General features: G+C 29.5%; 17 protein-coding genes and 1 pseudogene. 5 read left to right on the top strand and 13 right to left on the bottom strand.

Features of this window, described 5'->3' with window-relative positions; genetic code table 11:
- Positions 1–266: 266 nt before the first annotated feature.
- The 12 genes and pseudogenes from N5A56_RS06725 to N5A56_RS06670 form a co-directional block, all read right to left on the bottom strand.
- The gene (locus tag N5A56_RS06725; RefSeq protein WP_140422775.1) at positions 267–2,237 is read right to left on the bottom strand and encodes a carbohydrate binding domain-containing protein; all 1,971 of its coding nucleotides are present in this window, start codon (positions 2,235–2,237) and stop codon (positions 267–269) included.
- A 6-nt stretch (positions 2,238–2,243) separates the two neighbouring features.
- Positions 2,244–3,041, bottom strand: a complete 798-nt coding sequence (locus tag N5A56_RS06720) for a T9SS type A sorting domain-containing protein (RefSeq protein WP_140422774.1) — start codon at positions 3,039–3,041, stop codon at positions 2,244–2,246.
- A 197-nt stretch (positions 3,042–3,238) separates the two neighbouring features.
- On the bottom strand, positions 3,239–5,539 hold the full coding sequence (locus tag N5A56_RS06715; protein ID WP_274270284.1) for a helix-turn-helix and ligand-binding sensor domain-containing protein: 2,301 nt from the start codon (positions 5,537–5,539) through the stop codon (positions 3,239–3,241).
- A gap of 560 nt (positions 5,540–6,099) precedes the next feature.
- A complete protein-coding gene (locus N5A56_RS06710) occupies positions 6,100–6,279 on the bottom strand; it encodes a hypothetical protein (protein WP_088355087.1) in 180 nt (59 codons plus the stop codon).
- 27 nt (positions 6,280–6,306) lie between these two features.
- Positions 6,307–8,835, bottom strand: coding sequence for a T9SS type A sorting domain-containing protein (locus tag N5A56_RS06705; RefSeq protein WP_088355086.1), 2,529 nt, complete (start codon positions 8,833–8,835; stop codon positions 6,307–6,309).
- 39 nt (positions 8,836–8,874) lie between these two features.
- Positions 8,875–9,108 carry a fibronectin type III-like domain-contianing protein gene (locus N5A56_RS06700; RefSeq protein WP_274270570.1) on the bottom strand — a complete coding sequence of 78 codons (234 nt, stop codon included), beginning with the start codon at positions 9,106–9,108 and terminating at the stop codon, positions 8,875–8,877.
- Between the two features lie 174 nt (positions 9,109–9,282).
- Positions 9,283–10,040, bottom strand: a pseudogene (locus N5A56_RS06695) (glycoside hydrolase family 3 C-terminal domain-containing protein); the annotation flags it as partial.
- Positions 10,041–10,108: 68 nt separating this feature from the next.
- Positions 10,109–11,059: a glycoside hydrolase family 3 protein gene (locus tag N5A56_RS06690; RefSeq protein ID WP_265724767.1), complete on the bottom strand. Its 951-nt coding sequence runs from the start codon at positions 11,057–11,059 to the stop codon at positions 10,109–10,111.
- A gap of 15 nt (positions 11,060–11,074) precedes the next feature.
- On the bottom strand, positions 11,075–12,430 hold the full coding sequence (locus tag N5A56_RS06685; RefSeq protein WP_088355085.1) for a glucoamylase family protein: 1,356 nt from the start codon (positions 12,428–12,430) through the stop codon (positions 11,075–11,077).
- Positions 12,431–12,464: 34 nt separating this feature from the next.
- A complete protein-coding gene (locus N5A56_RS06680) occupies positions 12,465–13,829 on the bottom strand; it encodes a glucoamylase family protein (protein ID WP_088355084.1) in 1,365 nt (454 codons plus the stop codon).
- 20 nt (positions 13,830–13,849) lie between these two features.
- A complete protein-coding gene (locus N5A56_RS06675; RefSeq protein WP_088355083.1) occupies positions 13,850–15,280 on the bottom strand; it encodes a RagB/SusD family nutrient uptake outer membrane protein in 1,431 nt (476 codons plus the stop codon).
- 12 nt (positions 15,281–15,292) lie between these two features.
- Complete coding sequence (locus tag N5A56_RS06670; RefSeq protein ID WP_274270569.1) at positions 15,293–18,217, bottom strand: SusC/RagA family TonB-linked outer membrane protein; 2,925 nt, start codon at positions 18,215–18,217, stop codon at positions 15,293–15,295.
- 742 nt (positions 18,218–18,959) lie between these two features.
- On the opposite strand from N5A56_RS06670, the gene N5A56_RS06665 reads away from it, so the two are divergent.
- Positions 18,960–19,532, top strand: coding sequence for a J domain-containing protein (locus tag N5A56_RS06665; protein ID WP_088355081.1), 573 nt, complete (start codon positions 18,960–18,962; stop codon positions 19,530–19,532).
- Positions 19,533–19,542: 10 nt separating this feature from the next.
- Positions 19,543–19,893 (top strand): hypothetical protein, encoded by a 351-nt coding sequence (locus tag N5A56_RS06660; RefSeq protein WP_140422773.1) that lies wholly within the window; start codon positions 19,543–19,545, stop codon positions 19,891–19,893.
- Between the two features lie 237 nt (positions 19,894–20,130).
- Here the strand turns inward: N5A56_RS06660 and N5A56_RS06655 are convergent, their stop codons facing one another.
- A complete protein-coding gene (locus tag N5A56_RS06655) occupies positions 20,131–21,039 on the bottom strand; it encodes a helix-turn-helix transcriptional regulator (protein WP_088355079.1) in 909 nt (302 codons plus the stop codon).
- 97 nt (positions 21,040–21,136) lie between these two features.
- On the opposite strand from N5A56_RS06655, the gene N5A56_RS06650 reads away from it, so the two are divergent.
- The 3 genes from N5A56_RS06650 to N5A56_RS06640 all read left to right on the top strand — a co-directional run bounded on the left by N5A56_RS06650 (position 21,137) and on the right by N5A56_RS06640 (position 23,805).
- On the top strand, positions 21,137–21,463 hold the full coding sequence (locus N5A56_RS06650) for an HIRAN domain-containing protein (RefSeq protein WP_088355078.1): 327 nt from the start codon (positions 21,137–21,139) through the stop codon (positions 21,461–21,463).
- 312 nt (positions 21,464–21,775) lie between these two features.
- Positions 21,776–23,518 (top strand): P-loop NTPase family protein, encoded by a 1,743-nt coding sequence (locus N5A56_RS06645; RefSeq protein ID WP_265724765.1) that lies wholly within the window; start codon positions 21,776–21,778, stop codon positions 23,516–23,518.
- A 20-nt stretch (positions 23,519–23,538) separates the two neighbouring features.
- Positions 23,539–23,805 carry a hypothetical protein gene (locus N5A56_RS06640; RefSeq protein WP_265724764.1) on the top strand — a complete coding sequence of 89 codons (267 nt, stop codon included), beginning with the start codon at positions 23,539–23,541 and terminating at the stop codon, positions 23,803–23,805.
- Positions 23,806–23,819: the final 14 nt, after the last annotated feature.

The raw sequence follows: 23,819 nt of genomic DNA, 5'->3' as shown, positions 1-23,819 counted from the left end.
CCCATTAACTGCCCTGCAATGTTAAATAATGCTATGGGTATAATTCCGCCAAAACCATAAGCTGCTAATTGTAAAAAAGGAATTTTGCTATCTTTTTTTACAGGTTGATGATTTTGTGGAGAACTACTCATTTTTATGTTTTTTGTATCTAAACTTGTTTTCTTTTGGGTATAATAAACCATTACATCGCTTTATCTTATTGTAGATAAGTAAAAACTTGTTTTAATTAAAAGTTATGTAATGGTTGTATTATAAGGGCAATGGTTTTACTCCCATCTGATATCGTCTACATAATAAATATCTGGGTTGGCTCCATTTGCTTCTCCTCCATTGAAAAAGAAAACTATTTTTTGATGATCTTTTGATGCTTGTGAACTAAAATCGAAAGTATATTCTGTCCAAACTCCTGTTGTATTTATTGCACCCCAAATTTCGTTTACATCAGAAGTACCACCTTCTAATTTTGCCAAAAGAGGCACGTTTTTGGTTGATAAGACTTTAATTTTTAAAATGTTCTTTGTAGATAAATCTATAGATTTACCGAAGTTAAATAATAAATGATCCCAAGCATTTGTACCATCATCTCTTACTTCTAAAACGGCTGCGCTGTTATTAATTCCAGATTTGTTTGGGTTATCTACAGCTATAGTTGCAGCGTTACCTTCAATAGAATAATTTTGCTGGCATTCTGCGTCGCTTACAATTGTTTCATCTGCAACAACACCAGTACAAGATATTGTATTTGCTTCTACAAATTTTACATCATCTATAAAATAAATATCTTCTGTTGTTCCATCATTTTGTCCTCCATTAAAAAAGAAAACTACTTTGTTATGTTTCTTGTTTGCTTGGCTACTAAAATCGAAGCTATATTCTTTCCAATCTCCAACAACATCTATTGTTCCCCAAATTTCGCTTGCTGCAGAAGTTCCTCCTTCTAATTTAGCTAATAATGGGACAGCTTTAGATGAATGAACTTTAATTTTCAAGATATTTTTTGATGTTAAGTCTATTGCTTCTGTATTATCAAAAATTAAAAAATCGAAAGGAGCTGTTCCATCATCTATTACTTTAAGAACGTTTAAACTCTTGTTATTGGCGTTGTTATTTGGGTTTTCTACAACTTTTGTTGTTACATTACCTTCAGGGTTTCTATTAATTTGACAATCAAAATCATTTAAAATTGATGCATCTGAAATTGTATTCGCACAAGGATCTTCTGTAAACCTTAAATCGTCTATAAAGTATTCATCTGTACCATTTGTATCTACACCAGCATTAAAAAACAGTACTATTTTAGTATGATTTTCTGTTGCTTGATCTAAAAAGTTAAATGTATATTCTTTCCATTCTCCAGCAACAACTTGTTGGTCTTTTTCAACTGCGCCAGATGTTCCTCCCTCTAATTTTACTTTTAAGGTTCCAGCAAGAGGTGCATATACTTTTATGCTAAAGATGTTGTTTGTAGATAAATCAATCGCTTCTTCGTAATCTATTATTACTGCATCCCAAGCACCAAGTTCATCTACATATTTCCCACTAAAATCACTTTCATTTACTGTAGATTTGTTAGGTGTTAATATCTTTTCTACTTCTGGAATAGCTACATTTTTTTGGCAATCGAAATCGTTAACAATACTTTTATCTTTATCTACACCTTCACAAATATTTTTTGAGGTGTCTAAAAATAAATCATCTAAATAGTAAACTGCAGCATTATTGGTTGCGTTAAAACTTAAAGTTAATTTATTATGTTCTTCTTTAGAAAAAGCACTAAAATCGAATGTATATTCATGCCAGCCGTTATCTGCATTGATATTTTGTTCTAGGCTAGTTGCGCCTGTTTTACCACCTTCTAATCTTACATTAATTTTACTTTCTTCTTTTGTTCTAATTTTAATTTTAAAAATAGCAAAATTTGCAAAATCTATTGCTGTACCTAAATCTATAGAAATATCTTCACCTACAACATCAGAATCTACATACTTACCTACAAAAAGACTTTTGTTTATTTGAATTTCAGCAGGGTTTCTAACAACTTCTACGTTTGCTAACACAATATTAGACTGACACTCGAAGTCATTAATAATATTAGGGTTTACAACAACATTAGTATCTTCACATGGTGTAAAGGTAATTGTTGGAAATTTCTCTAATTCATTTTCACAAGAAGAGTAACTAAATACTATTAACAATAAAACAGTATATTTTTTAAGGTGCAACAGTACGTTTTTCATAAATTGTTATTGTTTAATTATTTTAATGTCTTTAACATTGTTATTAGATTTTACTTTAACAAAGTAGATACCTTTACTTAATTTAGAAACATCTAATAAATATTCTTGTTTGTTAATGTTTTTATTTTGAATTACTTTTTGACCACTGATATTATATACATTAACATTTTGAATGTTATTACCAGTTGTTTTAATGTTCACTAGATCTTTTGTAATTGTTGGAAATGCTACTATTTCTTTTTCTAAAGCAATATCGTTAATGCCAGCTGTTGCAGATGAAGTCCATTGTATATCATCTAAAAAATAAATATCTGAAGTTGTTCCGTCAGATTTTCCAGCATTTATAAATAATACTAATTTTGTGTTAGCATCTCCTCCAGTAGAATTATCTGAAAAACCACTAAAATCGAAAGTAAATTCTATCCAAGAATTTAATGGACCTTCATCTATACTAAATGGAGACCAAACTTCTCTTGCAGATGTGCCACCTTCTAATTTTGCCAAAATTTGAATAGATTTAGGAGTATGAAGTTTTATTTTTAAAAAGTTATTTGTAGATAAATCTATAGCAGTTCCATAATCGAAAACTAAAGCGTCAAAACCTTCTGTTCCATTATCTACATATCTACCAACATTTGCACTAGTATTAATTCCTGTTGCAGATGGGTTTGCTACCTTGGTTAAAGTTGTTGGGTAGGCTCCATGAGATGGGCCAGAACATTCAAAATCTGTAAGAGTAGGGTCTACACATTGTGCAAAAGTATTATAAGAAATGAATAGAACTATAAGTAAAATTTTTTTCATGAGATGAGTTTTTAAATTATCTCGTAAATTTATAGTAAGTGTTTTAAAATTAAACTGTAGTACTTGGTTGTAAATAAAAATAGTATCTAAAACACTGTTTCACAGTGTTTTAAAAATAGTAATTATTTTATTTTTAACATAATGATGTATTGTTGATGTGTTGTAAATACGTTGTTTTTTTAGCTTTTAGATGGTAATTAGAAAATCAAAAATGCTTTTACTTTTTGTAAGGTTAATTTTTTTCGCAATCGATATCTATGCAATTCTACACCTCTTAAACTAATTCCCATTAAAGGAGCAATTTCTTTAGAAGTATGCCCAGTTTTAATGTATGCACAAAGTTTTAAATCTTTACTTGTTAGTTTAGGGTATTCTGAAACTAATTTTTTAAAGAAATCTTCATGTAATTCATTAAAACTGTCTTCAAACATTTTCCAATCTCTGTTGTTGCTGATAGATTCATTTGCTACTTTTAATAACTTTTTTGATATATATTGATCTGGGAATGTTTTCGATAATCTATTTAGTTCATTTCTTAAAATAATAATAATTTCGTTCTTTTTTATAATTGAAGCTGTTATTGCTGCCAATACTCTTTTTTTACTATTTACTTCTTTTTTAAGATTCTCTTTTTCAATTTTATGAATCTTCTTTTGTGTATCTCTTACAAGTTCTTTTTGAATTTTAATTTGTTTTTTTCTAAATTTTAAATTATTTACTTTTCTAAAAATAAAGTAAGAAGCTATTAATAATGAAAAGTATAAAAGTTTCATCCAAATAGACAAATACCAAGGAGGTAAAACTTCTAAAAATATTTTTCTTGATTTCTGATTGTCATTAGTACTATCACTATTTTCATTTATTATATTGATGGTATAATTACCATATTTTAAATTTTGAAGCTTAATTTGCCCATTATCTACAGTTCCATTAGAATTAATTCTCCCAGTAACAGAAAAAGAGTTCTTATTCTCATAAGAATTAGGTGTAAAAAAATCTAAAGAAATAATTTTTGCTTCTTTGTAAGGAATTTTTAAAATACTATCTTGAGTGGAAAAACTATTTTTTTGAGTATATATTCTCTCTATTTCTGGTATCTCTATTTCCTCTTTTTTGGTACTGTAATTTTTTAAATTGAATTGCGTAAAACCATCATTCAAATTAATTAATCTTAAAGAATCGTTTCTTATAATTATTTTTTCATAATTAATAAGTAGTCTTTCCTTTATTTGAGAAGAATTAATATAAGAAACTCTTTTATTGTCTTTATTTATGTATAAAACATCTTTGTTTTGGTCTATAAACCATAAACCATTTTTGTCATTGCCAATAAAGTTTTTACCATTGAATTGTTGTAGTTCTTTAAACTCTTCTATACTATTATTTTCTTTAGAGTAAGTAAACCACTTCTTATTATTATAGAAGGCAATAGTATTATGAATTGTAAAAATTTTTGTTTTATAATCTTTAAAATTTTCATTTTCCCCAAACGATTCAATATTAGTAACAGCACTATAATCGTTATTTAATTTAATTCTGAAAATTCCTTTATATGGGTGTGTTGCCCAGATTATCGAATCGGATTCAAATTCGATATTTTCAACAGGGAATGATATGTCTTTAACAATTTGAGAACTCCAAATATTATTTTCTTTTTTTAAGAGATTTAGCCCAATATATGTGCCTTGAAGAAATGCATTTTTAATTTTTTTTGCCTTTTTGGAAGTATAAATACCTCCATTGTTAGAATTTCTGAAAACTAATTTTTCATCTTTAAATATAAATGTTCCAAAGTTATGTGAGCAAATTAAGTAATCATCAACAATAAATAAATCCCATATATGCCCCTCTGTTTTTTTTACCAATTCTAACTTATTATCAACAAAAGTATAGAGACCAGTATTACTTGCTATATATAATTTACTTTTAAGGTATGCCATATCATAAACAGTACCTATTGTGCCTGAAAAATCTTTATAGAATTTATTAGAATTTTTCACTTTAATTTTGGCAATACCATTATCTAATGCCAACCAGATATTATTTTTTCTTACTTTTTGATTTAGAATTGTATTGTTTTGTAAGCCAGATTTTACATTTATTACCTCAATATTTTGGTCATTAATAGAGTAGAGTAGTGCTCCATTTTTTATAGTACCCAATAAAAGTTGATTACTATTTATAAAAGAAACTTTATTTAAAACAGATGTTTCTAATAGGTTATTCAACTCTTTAGAGATGTTTGTTTTTTTATTAGAAGCATATATTACAGCTCCTTTATCTTCATCATATAAAAACAACTTATCGTTAATTGTAGCTAACTGATTTATTTTTTTATAATCATCAGATAATTTATGTGGTATTAGCTTATTTCCTTTTAATTCTCTTAATCCTTTTTGCAAGCTCGTAACAATTAGTTTGCCTTTGTATACAACAGAGTTTAAAATGTTTTCACTATCATTAATTGTAATTATTTTTTCTCCATCATAAATGTACAAACCACTAAATGACCAAAAAATAATATTGTTTTTATAATTTATAATTTGCCAAAATTCATCATTTGCAAATTGATGATTTTTATCAAAAAGAGGAATTAAAGAAGTGTACTTGTAATCGCCAAATTCATCTTTTTTCCAAAATCCAAATTCTTCATAAGAACCAGTATATATTCTATCATTAGAACATAGAACAGATCTAATAATAGTTTTATTGGGCAGTTGATAAAGTTTCCAGATTTGCCCATTGTATTTTAAAAGACCTTTGTTATTTGCTGCAAAAATTACACCTTTATCGTTTATGTCTATTCCCCAATTTTGATTCTCTGCATTGTATTGGTTAATAGAATAATTAGTTACATCTGAATGTAACGTTTGTGCTACTGTACAAAAGCTTAAAAAAAGAAGTAAAATAAAAAAATATTTTTCTGGGAGATTAATAGAAGGTATCTATGCATATAAAAATTAAGAAATTTATTGTTGAAAGTTATAAATATATAGTTTTTTTTAAAATAAAACGCCTCGATAAAATCGAGGCGTTCAAGTAATTAAATATTATTTTATTAAAACCCTGTGCCAGGAGCTTCGGGGCTTGCAGCTTGTGCTTTTTGTGGGTTTAAAATTAGATACGTTCCTAAAGCTGTTAAAGCAGCATATTTACCATAATTTCCTATTTTTTTAATAGCATCTTTACGAGTAATTTCTTGAGCTGTATCTTGTGTAAGTTCTGTTTGTTTTTTCATGATATATTGTCTTTTAATTCTCGTTAATTATTCTAAAATAATTTTTTTGTTTAACTGACCAGCTTCTGTAAATAACTGAACAATATAAATTCCATTTGCTGTTTTTGGTAAAGTAATGTCTTTTACTCCATTAGATTCAAATGAAGAATTCATTATTTGTTTCCCAAGAATATTAAACAGTTTAATACTTGTATTTCCTTTTGGTAAACCAACGATTCTTAAATTACTTGCATCAGATTTATAGATGCTTATACTTTCTAAAGTTACATTAGCAACACTTAACGCACTTTGAGTTGTATGAACATAAAACCTACCAATTCCGTTTAAATTATTAGATAAAGTAACTTTGTAATTGCTATTATCTTCATCTAAACGTGTAAATGTATTAGTAATTCTGTCTTCTAAAAACACTTTAATATTAGAAGGTAAGCTTAATGCTTTAACGGAAAAAGTAATTTCTTTTCCAGCTTCTGCTTTAATTCCTACAGGAATTATATTAGATTCTAAATTAGTATTAGGTAAAGCTTGAATTTGATAATTTTTGCCTAGATTATTTTCTAATAATTGTGTAAATACATCAAATTTATTTTTAGCACCCCCAAAAGTTTCGCCATCAAAACCATTATCAAAACCTTTAGTAGCTAAAGCATTGTAGTATATTTTTGCATACCTGTTAAGAGTTCCATCTGTAATATTCAATTCAACTTTTGGTTTAGGTTCAGATCTTAAAAATATACCTGTACTTTCATGACTTTGTATACTTTTTTCAAAAGTTACATCTCCAGTAGCAGAGCTGCTTACAAAAAATCCTTGCCCTGGAGCTAATTTAAAAGCATCACCAGAAACTTTAGCATCATAATTTTTTGTTGAAGAATTCCAAACCCAAATTGTTTTGCTTGTAAGTTTATCTGAATTTGCAGTTAAATTCAAAAAAGAACCACTATTTATATAAGAAGTAAAAGGGTTGCTCAATAAATTGAAGGGCGTACCAGCGCCAACAGTAATTCCTTTATCGACTCCAACAGTATTAACTGTTCCTGTAAATGATACATCTGAAGACATAGTAGTTTTCATTGTATAACCAGTTGCTGTTGCAAAAGTTCCACTATTACTATCATTATTTTCTAAATAAGACCAATTACCTGATGCTAGAGCATTATTATACGTTGCAATACCTCTTTTTGTTCCAGAAGTTGCAATAATATTTGTATTTGCGTACGAGTTATTATAGGCTTGTCCGTTTACTGGAGAACCTACCAAATGCCAACCTGCTAATTTATCTGCAGCAGCATCACCAGTTAATGCAGGCGTTATAAGATTTCTTTTATAAGTTACTTCTCCTGTAGCAATACCGTTTACAATTAAAGAACTTCCACTAGCAATTGTTAGTACATTGTTAGTTGTTATGTTACCTGTTACTGCTCCAGTAGAAGTAAATTCACCAATAATTGGGTCGTTTGCTACATCGGGAATTACTACTTCAGATGTTGCTGATGGTACACCTCCATTCCAGTTTCCTGGAGAAGACCAATCTGTACTCGCAGTTCCTGTCCAAGTGGTTTTGTTAGTCCAAATAATATCATCTAAATAATAAATGTCTGAAGGTGTTCCGCTAGTTACAGCTGCGTTTACAAATAAAACTATTTTTGTATTTCCATCGCCTCCACTTGCGTTGTTTGCATATGCACTAAAATCAAAAGTAAATTCTATCCAAGAATTAACAGGCCCATTATCTATACTGAAAGGAGAAAATATTTCTCTTGCAGTTGATCCACCTTCTAATTTTGCCAAAATTTGAATAGATGTAGGAGTATATAATTTAATTTTTAAAATATTATTTGTAGCTAAATTTATAGCAGAACCATAGTCGAAAATTAAACCATCAAAACCATTAGTACCATCATCTTTATATTTACCAATAGAAGCAGTAGTATTAATACCAGATGAAACATGGTTAGATACTATGGTTAACTTGTTGTTAGGGAAACCTCCTTGAGAAGGCTTCGTACTTTCAAAATCTGTTACAATTGGGTCTGTACTTGTAGTAGCTGCTTCCCATCTAATATCATCTAAATAATAAATGTCAGTAGCAGTTCCATCAGTTTTATTAAAGTTAAAAAAGAAAACTATTTTTTGATGATCTTCTGCACTTTGACTGCTTAAATCTACGGTATATTCTACCCAAGAACCAGTTACATCAATTGTTATAGGTGTTTCTAAAGGTGTTGAAGTTGCTCCACCTTCTAATTTTACTACTAATGGAACTAATTTTGTAGAATATATTTTAAATTTTAAGATATTATTTGTTGAAAAATCGATGGCAGCTCCTTTATCAAAAGTTAAATTATCAAAAGCTGCTGTACCATCATCTGTGTATTGACCAACATTTGCACTGGTATTAATATCTTCAGAAAATGGGTTTATTACAGAAGTTAATGCTCCAAAAGATGTGTAAGAAGGAGGTGAGCATTCAAAATTTGTAATAACTGGGTCTGCACATTGTGCGTTAAAAGCACTGTAAGAAATAAGTGCTAATAGAAGTACTATTTTTTTCATAAGTATCTAATTTAATGGTTAATATTCGAGTTTAATTATTTAAAAAAATGTATTTGTAAATTGATGATCAGAATTTCCTGCAATAAAAAGTTGAAATTCACCCTCTTCACAAACAAAAGCTTGTTCTTGATTGTAAAATTTTAGAAGCTCTGCTGTTATTTCAAATTGAACCGTTTTTGCTTCCCCCTTTTTTAAAGTTATTTTTTTAAAACCCTTCAGTTCTTTTATAGGTCTTGTAATACTACCAATTACATCTTTTATATAAAGTTGCACTATTTCTTCTCCATCATAATCACCAGTGTTAGTAATTGTTACAGATGCTTTTATAGATGAATTAGAAAAAAGAGTATTGGAGTCTAATGTTACTTTGCTATATGTGAATTCTGTGTAACTTAATCCATAGCCAAAAGGGTATAAGGGGCTGTTTGCTACATCTAAATATTTAGAGGTATATCTTGGGTCTGCATTTGGAACATTGGTGGGTCTACCAGTATTTTTTTGATTGTAAAAAAGAGGAACTTGACCAACATTTCTTGGAAAAGTAACGGTTAATTTTCCTGAAGGATTGTAAGCACCATAAAGTACTTCTGTTATTGCAGTAGCGCAGTTTGTACCTAAAAACCAAGTTTCTAAAATGGCGTCTACAGTTTTATCTTCCCAAGAAAGATCTAATGGTCTTCCATTCATTAGAACTAATATTATAGGTTTTCTTGTTTTTTTATTTCAGCAATTAATTCTTGCTGTAAGCCTGGTAGTTTTATGTTGGTTCTACAAGCAGCTTCTCCGCTCATATTTTCAGTTTCTCCCATAACCATTACTACCACATCAGATTTTTCTGCGATAGTAATTGCATTTTGAAAACCTTCTCTGTTTTCCTCTAAAACCTCACATCCTTTTGCATATTTAAAGTCGATGTTTTTATTTTCGAGCTCTTCTTTTATACTGATGATGTTTTTATTTTCTCGACCAAATGCTGCCCAGGTACCTAAAATATGATGTGTGTCATTTGCAAGAGGGCCAATAAGTGCTATTTTAGAAGTTTTTTTTAATGGTAAAACCCTGTCCTTATTTTTTAATAATACAACAGATTTTTTTGCAGCTTCAGTAGCCGATTTTAGATGTTCTTCACATAAAATGAGTTGTTTTTCTTTGTTTTCGTCACAAAATCTATATGGATCATCAAATAAACCCAATTTAAATTTCATTCTTAAAATACTCTTAACAGCTTCATTTAATCGCTCTTCATCTAACTTTTCTTCGTTTAAATATTCTTTTAGATGATTTTTATAAGCGCCATTTGCATGTCCATATCTGAACCTGCATTTATTGCTATTTCTCCAGCATGCTTTAAGTTTTCTGCATAACCATGAGCAATCATTTCTGTAATAGAGGTGTAATCTGTTACTACAAAACCTTTAAAGTTCCATTCTTTTCTTAAAATTGTATCTAACAAATATTTATTTCCTGTTGCTGGTACTCCATTTAATTCGTTAAAAGCTGTCATAAAAGTTGCAACACCTTCATCTAATGCAGCTTTAAAAGGGGGTAAATGTGTGTTTCTTAATTCAATATCAGACATATCTACAGTATGATAGTCTCTACCAGCTTGTGCTGCACCATAACCAGCAAAATGTTTTGCGCACGCTAAAATATTATTGGTTGACTCTAAATCTCCTTGAAAACCTCTAACTCTTGCTTTTGCTATAAGGCTTCCTAAATAGACATCTTCTCCAGCTCCTTCTGCAATTCTGCCCCATCTTGCATCTCTAGATATATCAACCATAGGAGCAAAAGTCCAATGTAGACCTGCTGCTGAAGATTCTGTAGCTGCTATTTGTGCAGTTTCTTCCATTAAATCTAAATCCCAACTACAAGATTCTGCTAACGGAATTGGAAAGATAGTTTTGTAACCATGAATTACATCAAAACCAAAAAGTAATGGAATTTGTAATCTAGAGTTTTCTACGGCTAATTTTTGAATCTTTCTAACGTAATAAACTCCTGAAGCATTTAGTACAGCTCCAACTTCTCCTTTTTTAATATATTCTAAATAATTTGCATCTAAAACAGGTCCTGTAACATCCATTTCACTAGCATACATAACTGTTTGCCCTATTTTTTCATCTAAAGTCATTTCAGACATTAGTTGTTTTACTTTTTCTTCTATGTTAGAATTGATAAAAGTAGGAGAGGTGGATTCTGTTTTTTTGCTGATTTTAGTCATTAGAATAAAATGATTTTAAATTTTCGGGCTTGAAAAACCTAACTTTTTTAATCCAGATTTTACATCTGTGTCACTCATAAATAAATTCCAAAGTTGTTGTGTTCTGTAATTTTCTATCATTGCCACAATTGGTCCTTGATCAATGGCCAAATATCCTTTAGAAAACCAATTTTGTTGTTCTGAAAAAGCATCATAAAAACCATATTTACCCCAAATTTTATCATTTAAATTGTAATAAAAATGTTCTAAAGCCTTTCTTGATTCGTTTGGTGTGTATGGAAAAGAAGATAAAGCTGCAGTTGGTGTAATTACGCCTAAATCATTTGTTGGGCTATGTGCAGAATATCCATTGTAATTATCACTGGCTGTTAACCCCCAAGAGTTTTCACTATATCCCTTAAAGTTTTTAGGATTCTCTTTACAATATTCATAATTGATTAATGAATGAGTTTTATTTTGCTCGAAATAATTATCACAGAAATCATCTTTTAAATTTCTCGGGTCTAAACCTAAAAAAGAATATTGAGATAGAAATAGTGGGCCTCCAAAATCTTCTCCTAAAGGCAAATTATAGTCATAAAAAGATTTTCCGTTTTTCATGTTTCCGTTTCTTGCCCAACCATTTGTATAGGTTTCTTTGTCTATGGAATGAGTTGGGGATGCAGCTGCTAACACGTAGACAATTAATGCTTCATTCCATCCACTCACAGGTAGGTTCGCTTTAAAGCCATTTTTTACAGACCAATGCCAAGAAATACTTTTTTTACCTTGTGTATACCAGTTCCATTCTACAGCTTCCCAAATAGCAGTAATTCTATTTCTAATTTGGTTTTCAGTTGTATTTTCTTCTGAAAAATATTGTCTGTTAATAAGAAGCCCTTGCAATAAAAGTGCGGTTTCCACAATGTCTCCACCATCATCTAAATCACTAAAAGGACGTGTTTTATTAGAGTCTGCAAAATACCAGTGAGAAAATGCGCCATGATATTTTTCTGACTTTTCTAAAAATGTTAAGATTTTCTCTAATCTATTTATAGCTTCTTTTCTTGTTATCCAACCTCTTGTAACTGCAGTAGGAAAAGAAGCAATACCTAAACCAGTACCACCAGTTGTAACTATGTTTTTAGACTCTCCATCAAAAGCATCTTCATGAGATCTTTCTCTTGCAAGACCACTTTTTTCTTCTGCAAAATCCCAGAAATAATTAAACGTTTTCTTTTGAACAGTATCTAATAAGTTTTCAAAAGAAATTTTTTGACTAACAGCACTTTTTTTCTCGTTTTGTTTGCAACTACTTACAGATAATATTATTCCGATAAATACGATTATAATATTCAATTTTGAAAAAAAGAAAGTCTTACTTAAAATCATATTTTACGTTTTAAAATTTAAATGATGATTAATATTAATATGTAAAACCTAATTTTGTTAAACCATCTTTAATTTCTTGATTTTGCATAAAAAGATTCCAAAGTAATTGAGTTCTGTAGTTTTCTATCATACAAACAATTGGTCCTTGGTCAATAGCTAAATAACCATCTGAATACCATGAGTTGGTTTCTGAAAAAGCATCATAAAAACCATAATCTCCCCAAAGTTTTGCATTTTGTTTATAATAGAAGTATTCTATCGCTTTTTTAGATTCTACAGGAGTGTATGGAAAAGCAGATAATGCTGCTGTTGGTGTTATAACGCCAATGTCATTTTCTGGTTCATGCACTGCGTAACCATTAAAATCATCACTTGCAGTTAATCCCCAACTATCTCCTCCATAACCTTTGTAGCCATTTGGATTTTCTTTGCAGTGATTGTAATTAATTAATGAATGTGCCCTGTTTTGTTCAAAATAATTAGCAAACTGATCTGTTAAATTTGTTGGATTTAGACCAATAAAAGAATATTGAGAGAAAAATAAAGGCCCTCCTTTTTGTGGTCCTAAAGGAAGTTTTATATCGAAATAAGTATTTCCATTTTTCATAGCTCCATTAGAAGCCCAGCCATTTATATATGTTTCTTTATCAATTGAATGTGTAGGTGAAGAGGCTGCTAAAACATAAACTATTAATCCTTCGTTCCAACCTCTTACTTTTAAATTAATTGCAAATTCGTGAGTTTTAGACCAATGCCATGTTATTATTTTTTCATTTCTTGCATACCAATCCCATTCTACTCCTTCCCAAATAGCGGTAATTCTATCTCTAATATCTTTTTCATCGTCATTATTTCCAGAGAAATATTCTCTATTAATTAATAAACCTTGTATTAAAAATGCAGTTTCTACAAGATCTCCTCCATCATCTTGTGCGCTAAATGGACGAGTAATACCAGTATCACCAAAATACCAGTGAGAAAATGCACCATGGTATTTTTCTGCTCCTTCTAAAAAGGTAAGCACTTTTTGTAAACGTTCGATTACTTTAGTTTTTGTTTGCCAACCTCTTTCTACTGCAATTGGAAATGCAGAAAGACCAAAACCAGAGCCTCCCATTGTAATAACTCTTTTAGATTCCCCATCTAAAGCTTCTTCTTGTGAGCGTTCTCTTGCTAAACCACTAATTGGTTCTGCAAAATCCCAAAAATAATTGAATGTACGTTGTTGTACTTCATCTAATAACTCCTCAAAAGGAATTTCTTTTACAGGACGCTCAAATATGGCTTCTACATCTGGTGGTGGTGGATCAATAGCAGTTTCTGTACAGCCTAAAGCTACTGCTAAAAATAAAAAACAGCTTATTATATATTGTACTTTTATGTTTTCTGTAAATTTCATGATTTTATCAGTTTTAATTTTTAATACATTGGGTTTTGAGTTAGAATTCCTCCACTTTTATCTATTTGTTCTTGTGGTATTGGGAAAACCTCATGTTTCCCATCAATAAAATTCTTTCCGTGAGCTCTTAAAATTACTCCTGCGCGACCTTGTCTAACTAAATCGAAATAACGATCGTGTTCAAAAGCTAATTCATGTCTTCTTTCTTTCCAAACTGTCATTTTATCAACAACAGTAGCGTCATCTAAACCAGCTCTTTTTCTTACTCTGTTTAAAGGTGTTGCAGCATCTCCACCAACTTCTAAAGCGGCTTCAGCATTCATTAATAAAACTTCTGCAAAACGTAAAATTCTTATGTTTTTTCCTGTTTCCCAAGCATCTGAATTTGCGCTTGAATATGCTTTTTGATTATACATTGCATTTGTAACAGTATTAGGTACTAACCTGCCATCAAATAAAGTTTCTCCTCTAAAAATAATAGTGGCATCTCTTCTGGCATCATTTGGTTCATAAGAGTTGGCTAAATCTTCTGTAGGTGTATTAAAGCCCCAGCCCCAGCCACCATCGCCTCTGGCTCCTTGAGTTACACTATATCCTTGAACTCCTGCAGTAGGAGCATCTCCTCCTTTAGCTTGAATTTCGAAAATAGATTCTGTATTATTTTCTCCAATTTCTTTCCAAATATCTTCGTAGTTGGTTGTTAAATCGTATTGTTTTGATGTAATAACTTCATTTGTTAATGTAAGTACCTCTTGCCATTTATTTTGATACATGCTTACTTTAGCTAATAATGCTTTTGCTGCGCCTTTTGTTGCTCTACCGAGATCTGCAGCCGCGTATTCATTTTTTTCTGGTAATGAGTTTATAGCATCTTGTAAGTCATTTTCTATAAAAAGATAAGTATCTTCTTTAGATGCTCTTTTTAAAATATCTGGGCTGGAAAAATCTGATTTATCAGAAATTAAAGGTACTCCGCCAAATGTTTTTACTAATCTAAAATATATTAATGCTCTTAAAAATTTAGCTTCACCAATTAATCTTGTTTTTAGTTTTTCATCGATATCAAATTCTGGGATACGAGTTATAGCTTGTGTAATACGCTGGTTTGCATTGTAATGTTCACTCCAAACTTCTCCAATAGAAATTGTTGTTGGATCGAAAGCAATTGCATCTAAAATGTCTTTATCAGTTCCAGTGTCTCCAGTGCTACTTCCTTTATCTGCATCATCTGTAGTAATGCTTGTTAAACCATTCCAGGAAAAAGAACTCATTTGCCATTGCAGAAATCTATTGTAAACTGCATTAACAAGCTCAACAGATTTTTCTGCTGTTAGTGCCTCTTCAGTTTCTGCTGTTGCTTCAACATCTAAAAAATCTTCACTACAAGAAAATGATAGTAATAAGATTGCAAAAGCAACGTATTTTAAATTTTTATTTATTTTATTGTTCATTTTTTTTAATTTTTAAAATGATGTGTTAATTCCTATAAAAAATGATCTTAATGTAGGGTATGCACCTAATTCTATACCAGCGTTTCCTAATGCTCCTCCAGGTAATTCTGGTGTAAATCCAGAAAATTTCTTAATAATTAAGGGGTTTTTTGCAGTAGCGTAAATTCTTACTCTGTTAAAGAAATTAGTAGTATTTTCTTTTAATGTATATCCTAAAGTTATATTATTGATTCTAAAAAAATCTGCTGATTCTAAATAGTAATTAGAAGATAAAGGCACTTCATTAAAAGCTCTAGATCCAGTATTACTTGGTCTACCAGAAGTCCAGCGATTATTAAATACAGATTGCTCTATGTTTTCGTTTCCAAAACGTTGTGCTTTTTTACCATTATATACTTTAGCTCCTAAACTTGTGTATGTATCCACTGCCAAGTCAAAATTTCTATAGTTTAAACCAAAATTAAAACCGATATTGTATTTAGGAATAAAAGATCCCATAAACTTTCTGTCTCCTTCATCTGTAATTCCGTTATTATTAACATCATCATATACAAATTCTCCCTTATCATCTATTCCTATTACATCGTATAAGAAAAAACTACCTATTGGTTGGTCTACTCTAACTCTTTTTGTGTATTGCCCGTTTCCTAAATCTCCTCCAATAGACTCATTAAAATATGGGTTGGTAACCTTTGTTAATTTGTTTTTATTCAAAGCAAAATTTAAGCCTACATTATATTTTAAGTTTTCATTAATTTCGTCTTGCCAATTAAGAGTAGTTTCTATTCCTTTGTTTTCTATTTCACCTATATGATCTAAATATGGGTCTATTCCAAAAACGTCTGGTAATTTTATTTGAAGTATAGCGTTTGAAGTTTTTTTGATGTAAAAATCTACTTCTCCACTTAACTTGTAGTCAAATAAAGTGAATTCAGCACCAAAATTCAATTCTTTTGTAGTTTCCCAACTTAAATTTTCTGCTAAAGTAGAAGATATAGTTGTACCTTGATTAAGGTTTTGATTAGCCCCAAAAGGATAGAAACCTCCAGCACCTGTAGATAAAGTTACAATTTGTAAAGGCACATTTTGGTTTCCTAATTCTCCATAACCAGCTCTTAATTTTAACTTATTGAAAGAAGAGTTTTTCATAAAAGCTTCATTTGTTAACACCCAACCTGCACTTACAGCATAGAAGTTACCAAACTTAAAACCTTTTTTAAATTGACTTGAACCATCTCTTCTGTAAGAAGCACTTAAGAGATATTTATTATCATAATCGTAATTTACTCTTGCAAAGTAGGAGCTTAATCGTTTATGTGGACTAAAACCACCAGAAGATGATCTTGTTTCATTATCATCACCAGTGCTTAAATTATACCTTAAACTATTGTTTGTTGGCACATTAACAGCGCTACCAGATAAAAATTCAGATCTATCTTCTTCTGAACTCATTCCTAAAGTTGCATTTACATTATGCACTTCATTAAATGTTTTAGTGTAGGTTAAGTAATTGTCTATAAACCAATGATAGAAGTTAGTATGTGTTACAGATAAAAATGTTTTTTCTCTATCTGCATTTCCGTTAAAATAAAGTTGTTCTGAATTTGATGGGTTATTTGCTAAAAAAGAACCCAGTCTATCTTGAAAATTATGAAAACGTGCATATTCTGTTTCTATTGAGAAAGCAGAAGTATAAGATAAGGATTCTAATATTTTATAGTCGACTTTAAAAGAACCTTGTACTTTAAAATAACGTTGCTTTTCATCTTGAAAATCTAAATCTTTTACAGGATTACCAACATTATTAATTCCAATAGAAGAACCATAAGCCCCATTTTCATCTCTAATAGGTACAATTGGAGATTGTTTATAAGCCGTTGTAAAAGCTCCAAAACTTTTAGGAACTGAATTCGCTAACTGTACATTTATACTATTAGAAAACTTTAACTTACTATTAAGATCATAATCTATATTACTACGAAGCGTTAGTCTACTAAAATCATTACCTTTTAAAATACCTTCTTCTTTATTAAAACCGGCACTAAAAAAACCTCTAATTTTTTCAGACCCACCAGAAGCAGATATATTATAATTAGATACTCTACCAACTCTTGTTATTGCATCTAGCCAGTTTGTATTATATGGTTGGCCAGATAAAATAAAATCACTTTTATCGTTATCATTGGTAGGGTCACCATCTCTTTGTAAATCTCTTAAAATAGCTTCGTTACTATAAGTAATAAACTCATTTGAGTTCGCTAACTTCACGTTACTTAATATAGTTCTTGCACCAGTAAAAGTGTCAAACGTTAGTTTAATTTTCCCTTTCTTTCCCTTTTTAGTTGTAATTATTAAAACTCCGTTTGAAGCTCTATTTCCATAAATAGCCAAGGCAGATGCATCTTTTAATACATTCATTGTAGCAATGTCAGATGTATTAATATTGTTAATATTATCTGTTAAAATACCATCGACAACATATAATGGGTTTTCATTTCCTAAAACAGTTCCTAATCCTCTAATGATTACTTTAGAAGCTTGGCCAGGAGCATCAGAAGCAATAATTTGCACACCAGCCGCTTTGCCTTGTAATGCTTGTGTAGCATTTAATACCGGTTCATTTGCTAATTCTTCTCCTTTAATGCTTACAACAGAACTAGTAAGAACTGCTTTTTTACGAGTACCATAACCAACTACAACAATTTCACTTAAACTATTCTGTTCTTCTTGAAGTATAATTTTATACTTTGTTTCTGTAGTAATTAGAACTTCTCTTGTGGCGTAACCTAGATATTGTACAACTATTACTTCTCCATTTTTAGCTTTTAAAGAAAAATTACCATCAAAATCGGTTTGTACTCCTGTTGTTGTACCTTTTACAATAATACTAGCACCAGGTAAAGGGATGCTATTCTTATCGGTAACAACTCCTTCTATTTTTTTGAGCTAAAGCAACTTGTCCTATAGTTAAACAAAAAAACAAGCAAAAAATCTTTATTTTCATATTGAAATATAATTTGATATTATTTGTGTTTGTAAATATAGTCTGTTATGTTAAAAATAAGAGTGTAGTAGTTTGTGGAAAGTATTTTTTTAATTTAATAATTTGATTTTTAGATATTTAACTAAATATTTTATATTCGTATTTAACAAATTGATGTATAATTGATGTGTGTATTTTTATTATGTTTTTGATAAATATGAGGCTAAAAAAGGATTACTACTATTATAAATATGTAAAAATTATATTTTGCACTCAAAGTTAATTCATTCAATTAAGCATATTATATTAAAGTCTTATAGATTTATTTACAGTCAATAAATTTAATATTGAATTGGTAGGACTTTTGACTTTTTTAAATATTGAGCAGTAAATATTAAAATTCTTTGTTTTAAAGTTTTATTGATACTTTTTAGCTTTTTTAATTTGTATCCTGATGACAAAAGTGCTGAAGAAAAATCTAAAGAAATTAATGAAGCAATTAGTGTTTTAAGTGTTGCGAAATAAAGAGAAAAGTACGATGCTTTAGGTTCAGATTGGAAAGCATATCAGCATACAGGAGATGATTGGAAGGAATATGCAAAACAGAAAAATCAGTAAAAACGTTACAATCAAAACGAACCCAACTTTTATGGTCAACAAGGTTCTGAAGAAGATTTTTCAAGCTTTTTTGAAAATATGTTTGGTGGTGGGCAATCAGCAAGAGGTCAACAAAGAACTCAATCTGGAGGAGATATTCAGGCAGAAATGCCAATTACACTTTTAGAAGCCTACGAAGGAAGTAAACGCACGTTTAAAATTAATACTGATAATTTAAGAATCACTATAAAACCTGGTTCTTATGATGGACAACAATTAAAAATAAAAGGAAAAGGACAACCAGGTTTTAAAGGCGGAAACAGAGGTGATTTGCATATCATTTTAAAAGTGGAACCAGATAATCGATTTGAAAGAAAAAACGACAATCTATTATACACAACTTCTATAGGTTTATACACAGCTATTCTTGGTGGCAAAATTGAGATTCCAACACTTACAGGAATTGTGAAAATTACAGTCCCTAAAGAAAGTGAAACAGGTAAAACTTTAAAACTGAAAGGTAAAGGAATGCCAATTTATGGAAAGGCTTTACAATATGGAGATTTGTTAGTAAAACTAACCATAAATCTTCCAAAAAATATTACAAAGGAAGAAGAAGATTTATTCAAAAAATTACAATTTTTAAGGGAAAAGCAAACTGTAAATAAATAAAACAATTATTATGGAACTAATTCTATACACCAAAGAATATGATACAGCTAATAGCATACGTAATTTTATGGATTTTTACTACAATTTACAAATGAATCATTTAGCAAGTGATTTTTTACAAAAAGGATTGACACCAACACAAATTTCCGAAGCAGTTACATTAGCAATTAAAATAGCAAAATCATCAGGAATTGAGATTCGAAAGCATTTTAAACTTGTGTACAGTGCCATACAACAAGAAATTATTCAAGATTGTAAATTATCGCATTTAGGCTATGGATTGGTATTGATGAATGCAAGTTCTAATTTAAAAGTAGTTGGAGATTTTCAAGTGAAACTATTGAGTGAGTTTTTCAAATAGACAAATTTATACGACAATACTAAAATAGACTATACTTTTTTTCCTTAAGTAGTAGTTTATTTTCTAAAAGAAAAGAAAGTACTACTTAAGGAAACTAAAGGAAAACAAATCTATTTGCCAATACAATATGTATTATTCCTTTTAAATAAAGGTATTAGTGACGTTGGGGTGGAGTATAGGTGTAAGATTTTAACTTCTTTTAGTTGATTTTGGCAAAGAAAAGCAAATAAAAACAAACTAATTATAATTTTTCAAACTTGCTTTTAACATACTAATAATTTCATCTCTCAAATGTTTTGGGCTTAAAACTTCTACTTCTGCTCCAATTTTTAAAATTTGAGTCATAAATTCGTAATTCGGATAAATATAAAAATTTACTTGGTGTTTATTATCTTTATTTTTAGGTAAGATTACTTGCGATTGGTGCAAAGGAAGACTTCGCATATATTTTACATGCAGTTCATCTACTAACAAACTTACATTTACAGGATCTCCTTCCCAGTAAGTTAACCCAACAGTGTGTTTAAATTTCTCTAATTTTTCTGTGTAATTTTCTCTTTTTTTGGTTGATAAATTGGTTATTTCTATTTTTGATATTCTATCGATACCAAAAGTTCTAATTTCATTACCTTCATTAATAGCGCCAACAACATACCATCTATTCAAATATTCTTTTAAGATTAATGGGGTAATTGTGTACTTCTTTTTTGAGTTTTTTTCGTAGTTTTCGTGAATAAAATCTATTTCTTTCTCTTGCTTAATTGCTAATAAAATATCTTTTAAATTTTCTATTCCTTTAAAGTTTGTAGAATCATCGAAACTTACGTATTCTAAAATTTTATTACTGTCCTTTAAGCTATTAGAAAAAATATCCGCCACTTGTATAATCTCTAAAAACTTAAAGAAAGACGCTACTTTTACACTTTTTTCTTCATCAATAAAATACCCTTTCTTCAGAGAATTATAAGAAATTTCAATTCCAAAATCTGCCCTAATTCTTGCAAAATATCTGTCTAATGTTCTCGAAGAAACCTCTAAATCTTTATCAGCCAAATAATCTATAATTTGTTCTTTGGGTGGAAAGTTATAATCGTAAACATATTGTATTAGTAATTGAATTTTTAAGGAAATAAAATAGTTAGCCATCTTTTTTTATCAAATATAAAAATTAAAAACCAACTACGTCATGTTTTGACGAACCCACATTAGACCTTTGTAAAAGAATCTTAAAAACAAAAATAAAATGAAAAGAGATTATTTTTTACGATTTGCTATTGCTGGCTTTTCTTATTACGAAGGTGCAATTGCATTCAACAAATTAAAAATTGGTAAAAAGCTAAAACTGAAAAGAGAGCCTAGAAATAAATATGATAAGCACGCTGTTGCATTGTACAGAAAAGGCTTAAAATTAGGTTACATTCCAAGAGATAAAAACAGACATCTTTCTTTACTTCTTAAAAACGGAGGTGTAAAATTTGATGCAAGAGTTCAAAAAGTAAATGAAAACGAACATCCAGAAATTCAAGTTGAAGTAATTTTGTATTTACTTACTCCTAAAAAAGAAAGTTAAAACATGACAGTAATCATATTTCTATTACTACTTTTTCTAATTCCTAAAACTATTGTTTTAGGAATTAGAGTTTTTTTGTATTTGGGAGTATTAGCCATTTTAGGATTATTAGGAATTCTTTTAATAACACTTATTATTTTAGGATTCTATTTTCCTGCAATCTTTTTAATTTTTCTTATTTGTTTTGTTGTCTATTATGAGAAAAGAAAAGTCTAATCTCTAATTTTTAGATAAAATTATAAATTTATTTAATACGTCACTAAATGGCGAACCTGTTTTAGTTCTTTGTATCAACTTAAAAATAGATAAAAGATGGAAACGAATTTAGCACAACTTAAAAATGAATTTAAAACTAAAACAGCAGTTTTAGAAAACGCAAGAATTACTTTAAAACAAGAGTTTATTGGCATAGATGAACCTATAAATGCCATTATAGATAATATGAATTCTTGGTTTACACTTTCTAAAATTCAAGAAAGACCTTTGGTTATTAATTTATGGGGATTAACAGGAGTAGGAAAAACTTCTCTTATTAAAAGGTTGATAAAATTAATTGATTTAGAAAATATTTTTTATCGATTAGATTTAGGACAAACTGAAGGAAAAAACTCAATAACACGTTCTTTAAGTGATCTTTGTGAAAACTCAAGTTCAGCGCCAGTTATTATTGCTTTAGACGAATTCCAGCACACAAGAACTTTAGAAGGGCCTTTTAGAAAAGAGAAAGAGGATAAAAATCGAGTTATTTGGGAATTATTAGATTCTGGAATTATTCAACATGATATGTTTCGATTTGGTGTTTGGAGGTTACAAGAAACTGCACAAAAATTACAGCATCTTTTAGCCGCAGGAATTACAGTGAAAAATGGAAAAGTAACAAATGGCAAGGACTTATTTTTTGACGAAACAGATACTAAAGAAAGTAAATCTAATTTATTTTTAGACGTAAGCAATTACGAGTTTATTATAGAATTAGCAGGAAATGTTATGGGGTTTCATCTAAAATCGGATGTAGAAAAGGTAGTATTAAAGATGAATGGAGAAGAAACAATTCAGTTTTTGAAAAAAGTGGTTTCTAATGCGCAAAAACCTGTGAAAAAAGATTTTTCTAAAGCATTAATATTTGTTTTAGGAAATTTAGATGAAGCATTTACAATGAGTGGAGATTATGCGATGGATATTGATGCAGATGATTTCTATAAAAGCTCTAAAAAGATTACAATATTTAAGATAAAGAAAGCTTTAAAAGCAAGATTTAGGGATGAACAAATTGCACGATTAGGTAATATTCATGTTATTTATCCTTCACTTCATAAAAAGGCATATCAAAAAATCATAGAAAATGAGCTTGTAAAAGTTAGCGATAACATTCTAAAAATGACAGATATCAAATTAGAGTTTGGTACTTCAATTATTCAACTAATATATAATGAAGGTGTGTATCCAACAATGGGAGTTAGACCTGTTTTAACCACAATTAATCATCTAATTAAAAGTAAAATTTCGGTTATTATTTCTGAAATATTTAATCAGAACAAAGATGTAAATAGGATTCAAATAAATTATGAAGAAGCCGATTCTTTAAAATGTGATTACAAGTATGAAAAAACAGTTCTATTTCATCAAGAGTTTCCCATCGAATTAAATATCCAGAAAAATAAGTCGAACAAAAAAGATGATATGCAAAGCATTGTTGCAGTGCACGAAAGCGGACATGCAATTTTAGCTGCTTTGCTTATGAAAACTGTTCCGAAATATGTGTATTCAAATTCTGTAGACGATAATTTTAATGGCTTTGTATTAACCCAATTTAAATGGAAGTATTTTTCTAAAAAAGAATTAATACCACGTGTTGCAATGATTCTTGGAGGAATTGCTGCTGAAGAACTCATTTTTGGAGAGGAAAATAAAACTGCAGGTTCAGAAAATGATATTGAAAAAGCAACAGAGATGATACTAACAATGTTGAAAAAAGCGGATTTGGAAGCACAAATTTATCTTATGAAATTCCTTCTCCAAATACCAACTTACATATACACAGTAAAAGAATTATAGAAAAGGAAGCAAATACCTTGATGGAGAAAGCCTTTAAACTGGCAAAATCAACATTAGAAAAAGAACAAAAACTATTAATAGAGTTAGCAAATTATTTAAGTGATAATAGAGTTATTTATAAAAACAAATTAGAACTTTTAATTCAAGATTTTGCAACAGAAAAAACTGTTTTTATAGAGAATGGAGATCATCTTTATTACAGAAGTCATTTAAAACAACTACATAAGCAAATTTCAGCAACAAATAGCCAAGAAAACGAGGTACAAATTTGTTTAAATAAAGAGTAATTTATTTTTTAATT

Origin of the sequence: Polaribacter ponticola (genome assembly GCF_026191475.2) — a bacterium.
Classification (GTDB): Bacteria; Bacteroidota; Bacteroidia; order Flavobacteriales; family Flavobacteriaceae; genus Polaribacter; species Polaribacter ponticola.
The sequence above is the reverse complement of the archived record's forward strand: the minus strand, read 5'-3'. Positions and strand labels throughout refer to the sequence as shown.

Excerpts from the sequence above, each read along its gene's own strand:
- N5A56_RS06665 (WP_088355081.1), top strand. The coding sequence starts at position 18,960 with ATGTTTGGTGGTGGGCAATCAGCAAGAGGTCAACAAAGAACTCAATCT.
- N5A56_RS06650 (WP_088355078.1), top strand. The coding sequence starts at position 21,137 with ATGAAAAGAGATTATTTTTTACGATTTGCTATTGCTGGCTTTTCTTAT.
- N5A56_RS06680 (WP_088355084.1), bottom strand. The coding sequence starts at position 13,829 with ATGAAATTTACAGAAAACATAAAAGTACAATATATAATAAGCTGTTTT.
- N5A56_RS06640 (WP_265724764.1), top strand. The coding sequence starts at position 23,539 with ATGGAGAAAGCCTTTAAACTGGCAAAATCAACATTAGAAAAAGAACAA.
- N5A56_RS06645 (WP_265724765.1), top strand. The coding sequence starts at position 21,776 with ATGGAAACGAATTTAGCACAACTTAAAAATGAATTTAAAACTAAAACA.
- N5A56_RS06710 (WP_088355087.1), bottom strand. The coding sequence starts at position 6,279 with ATGAAAAAACAAACAGAACTTACACAAGATACAGCTCAAGAAATTACT.
- N5A56_RS06725 (WP_140422775.1), bottom strand. The coding sequence starts at position 2,237 with ATGAAAAACGTACTGTTGCACCTTAAAAAATATACTGTTTTATTGTTA.
- N5A56_RS06720 (WP_140422774.1), bottom strand. The coding sequence starts at position 3,041 with ATGAAAAAAATTTTACTTATAGTTCTATTCATTTCTTATAATACTTTT.
- N5A56_RS06685 (WP_088355085.1), bottom strand. The coding sequence starts at position 12,430 with ATGATTTTAAGTAAGACTTTCTTTTTTTCAAAATTGAATATTATAATC.
- N5A56_RS06655 (WP_088355079.1), bottom strand. The coding sequence starts at position 21,039 with ATGGCTAACTATTTTATTTCCTTAAAAATTCAATTACTAATACAATAT.
- N5A56_RS06675 (WP_088355083.1), bottom strand. The coding sequence starts at position 15,280 with ATGAACAATAAAATAAATAAAAATTTAAAATACGTTGCTTTTGCAATC.
- N5A56_RS06660 (WP_140422773.1), top strand. The coding sequence starts at position 19,543 with ATGGAACTAATTCTATACACCAAAGAATATGATACAGCTAATAGCATA.
- N5A56_RS06705 (WP_088355086.1), bottom strand. The coding sequence starts at position 8,835 with ATGAAAAAAATAGTACTTCTATTAGCACTTATTTCTTACAGTGCTTTT.
- N5A56_RS06690 (WP_265724767.1), bottom strand. The coding sequence starts at position 11,059 with ATGACTAAAATCAGCAAAAAAACAGAATCCACCTCTCCTACTTTTATC.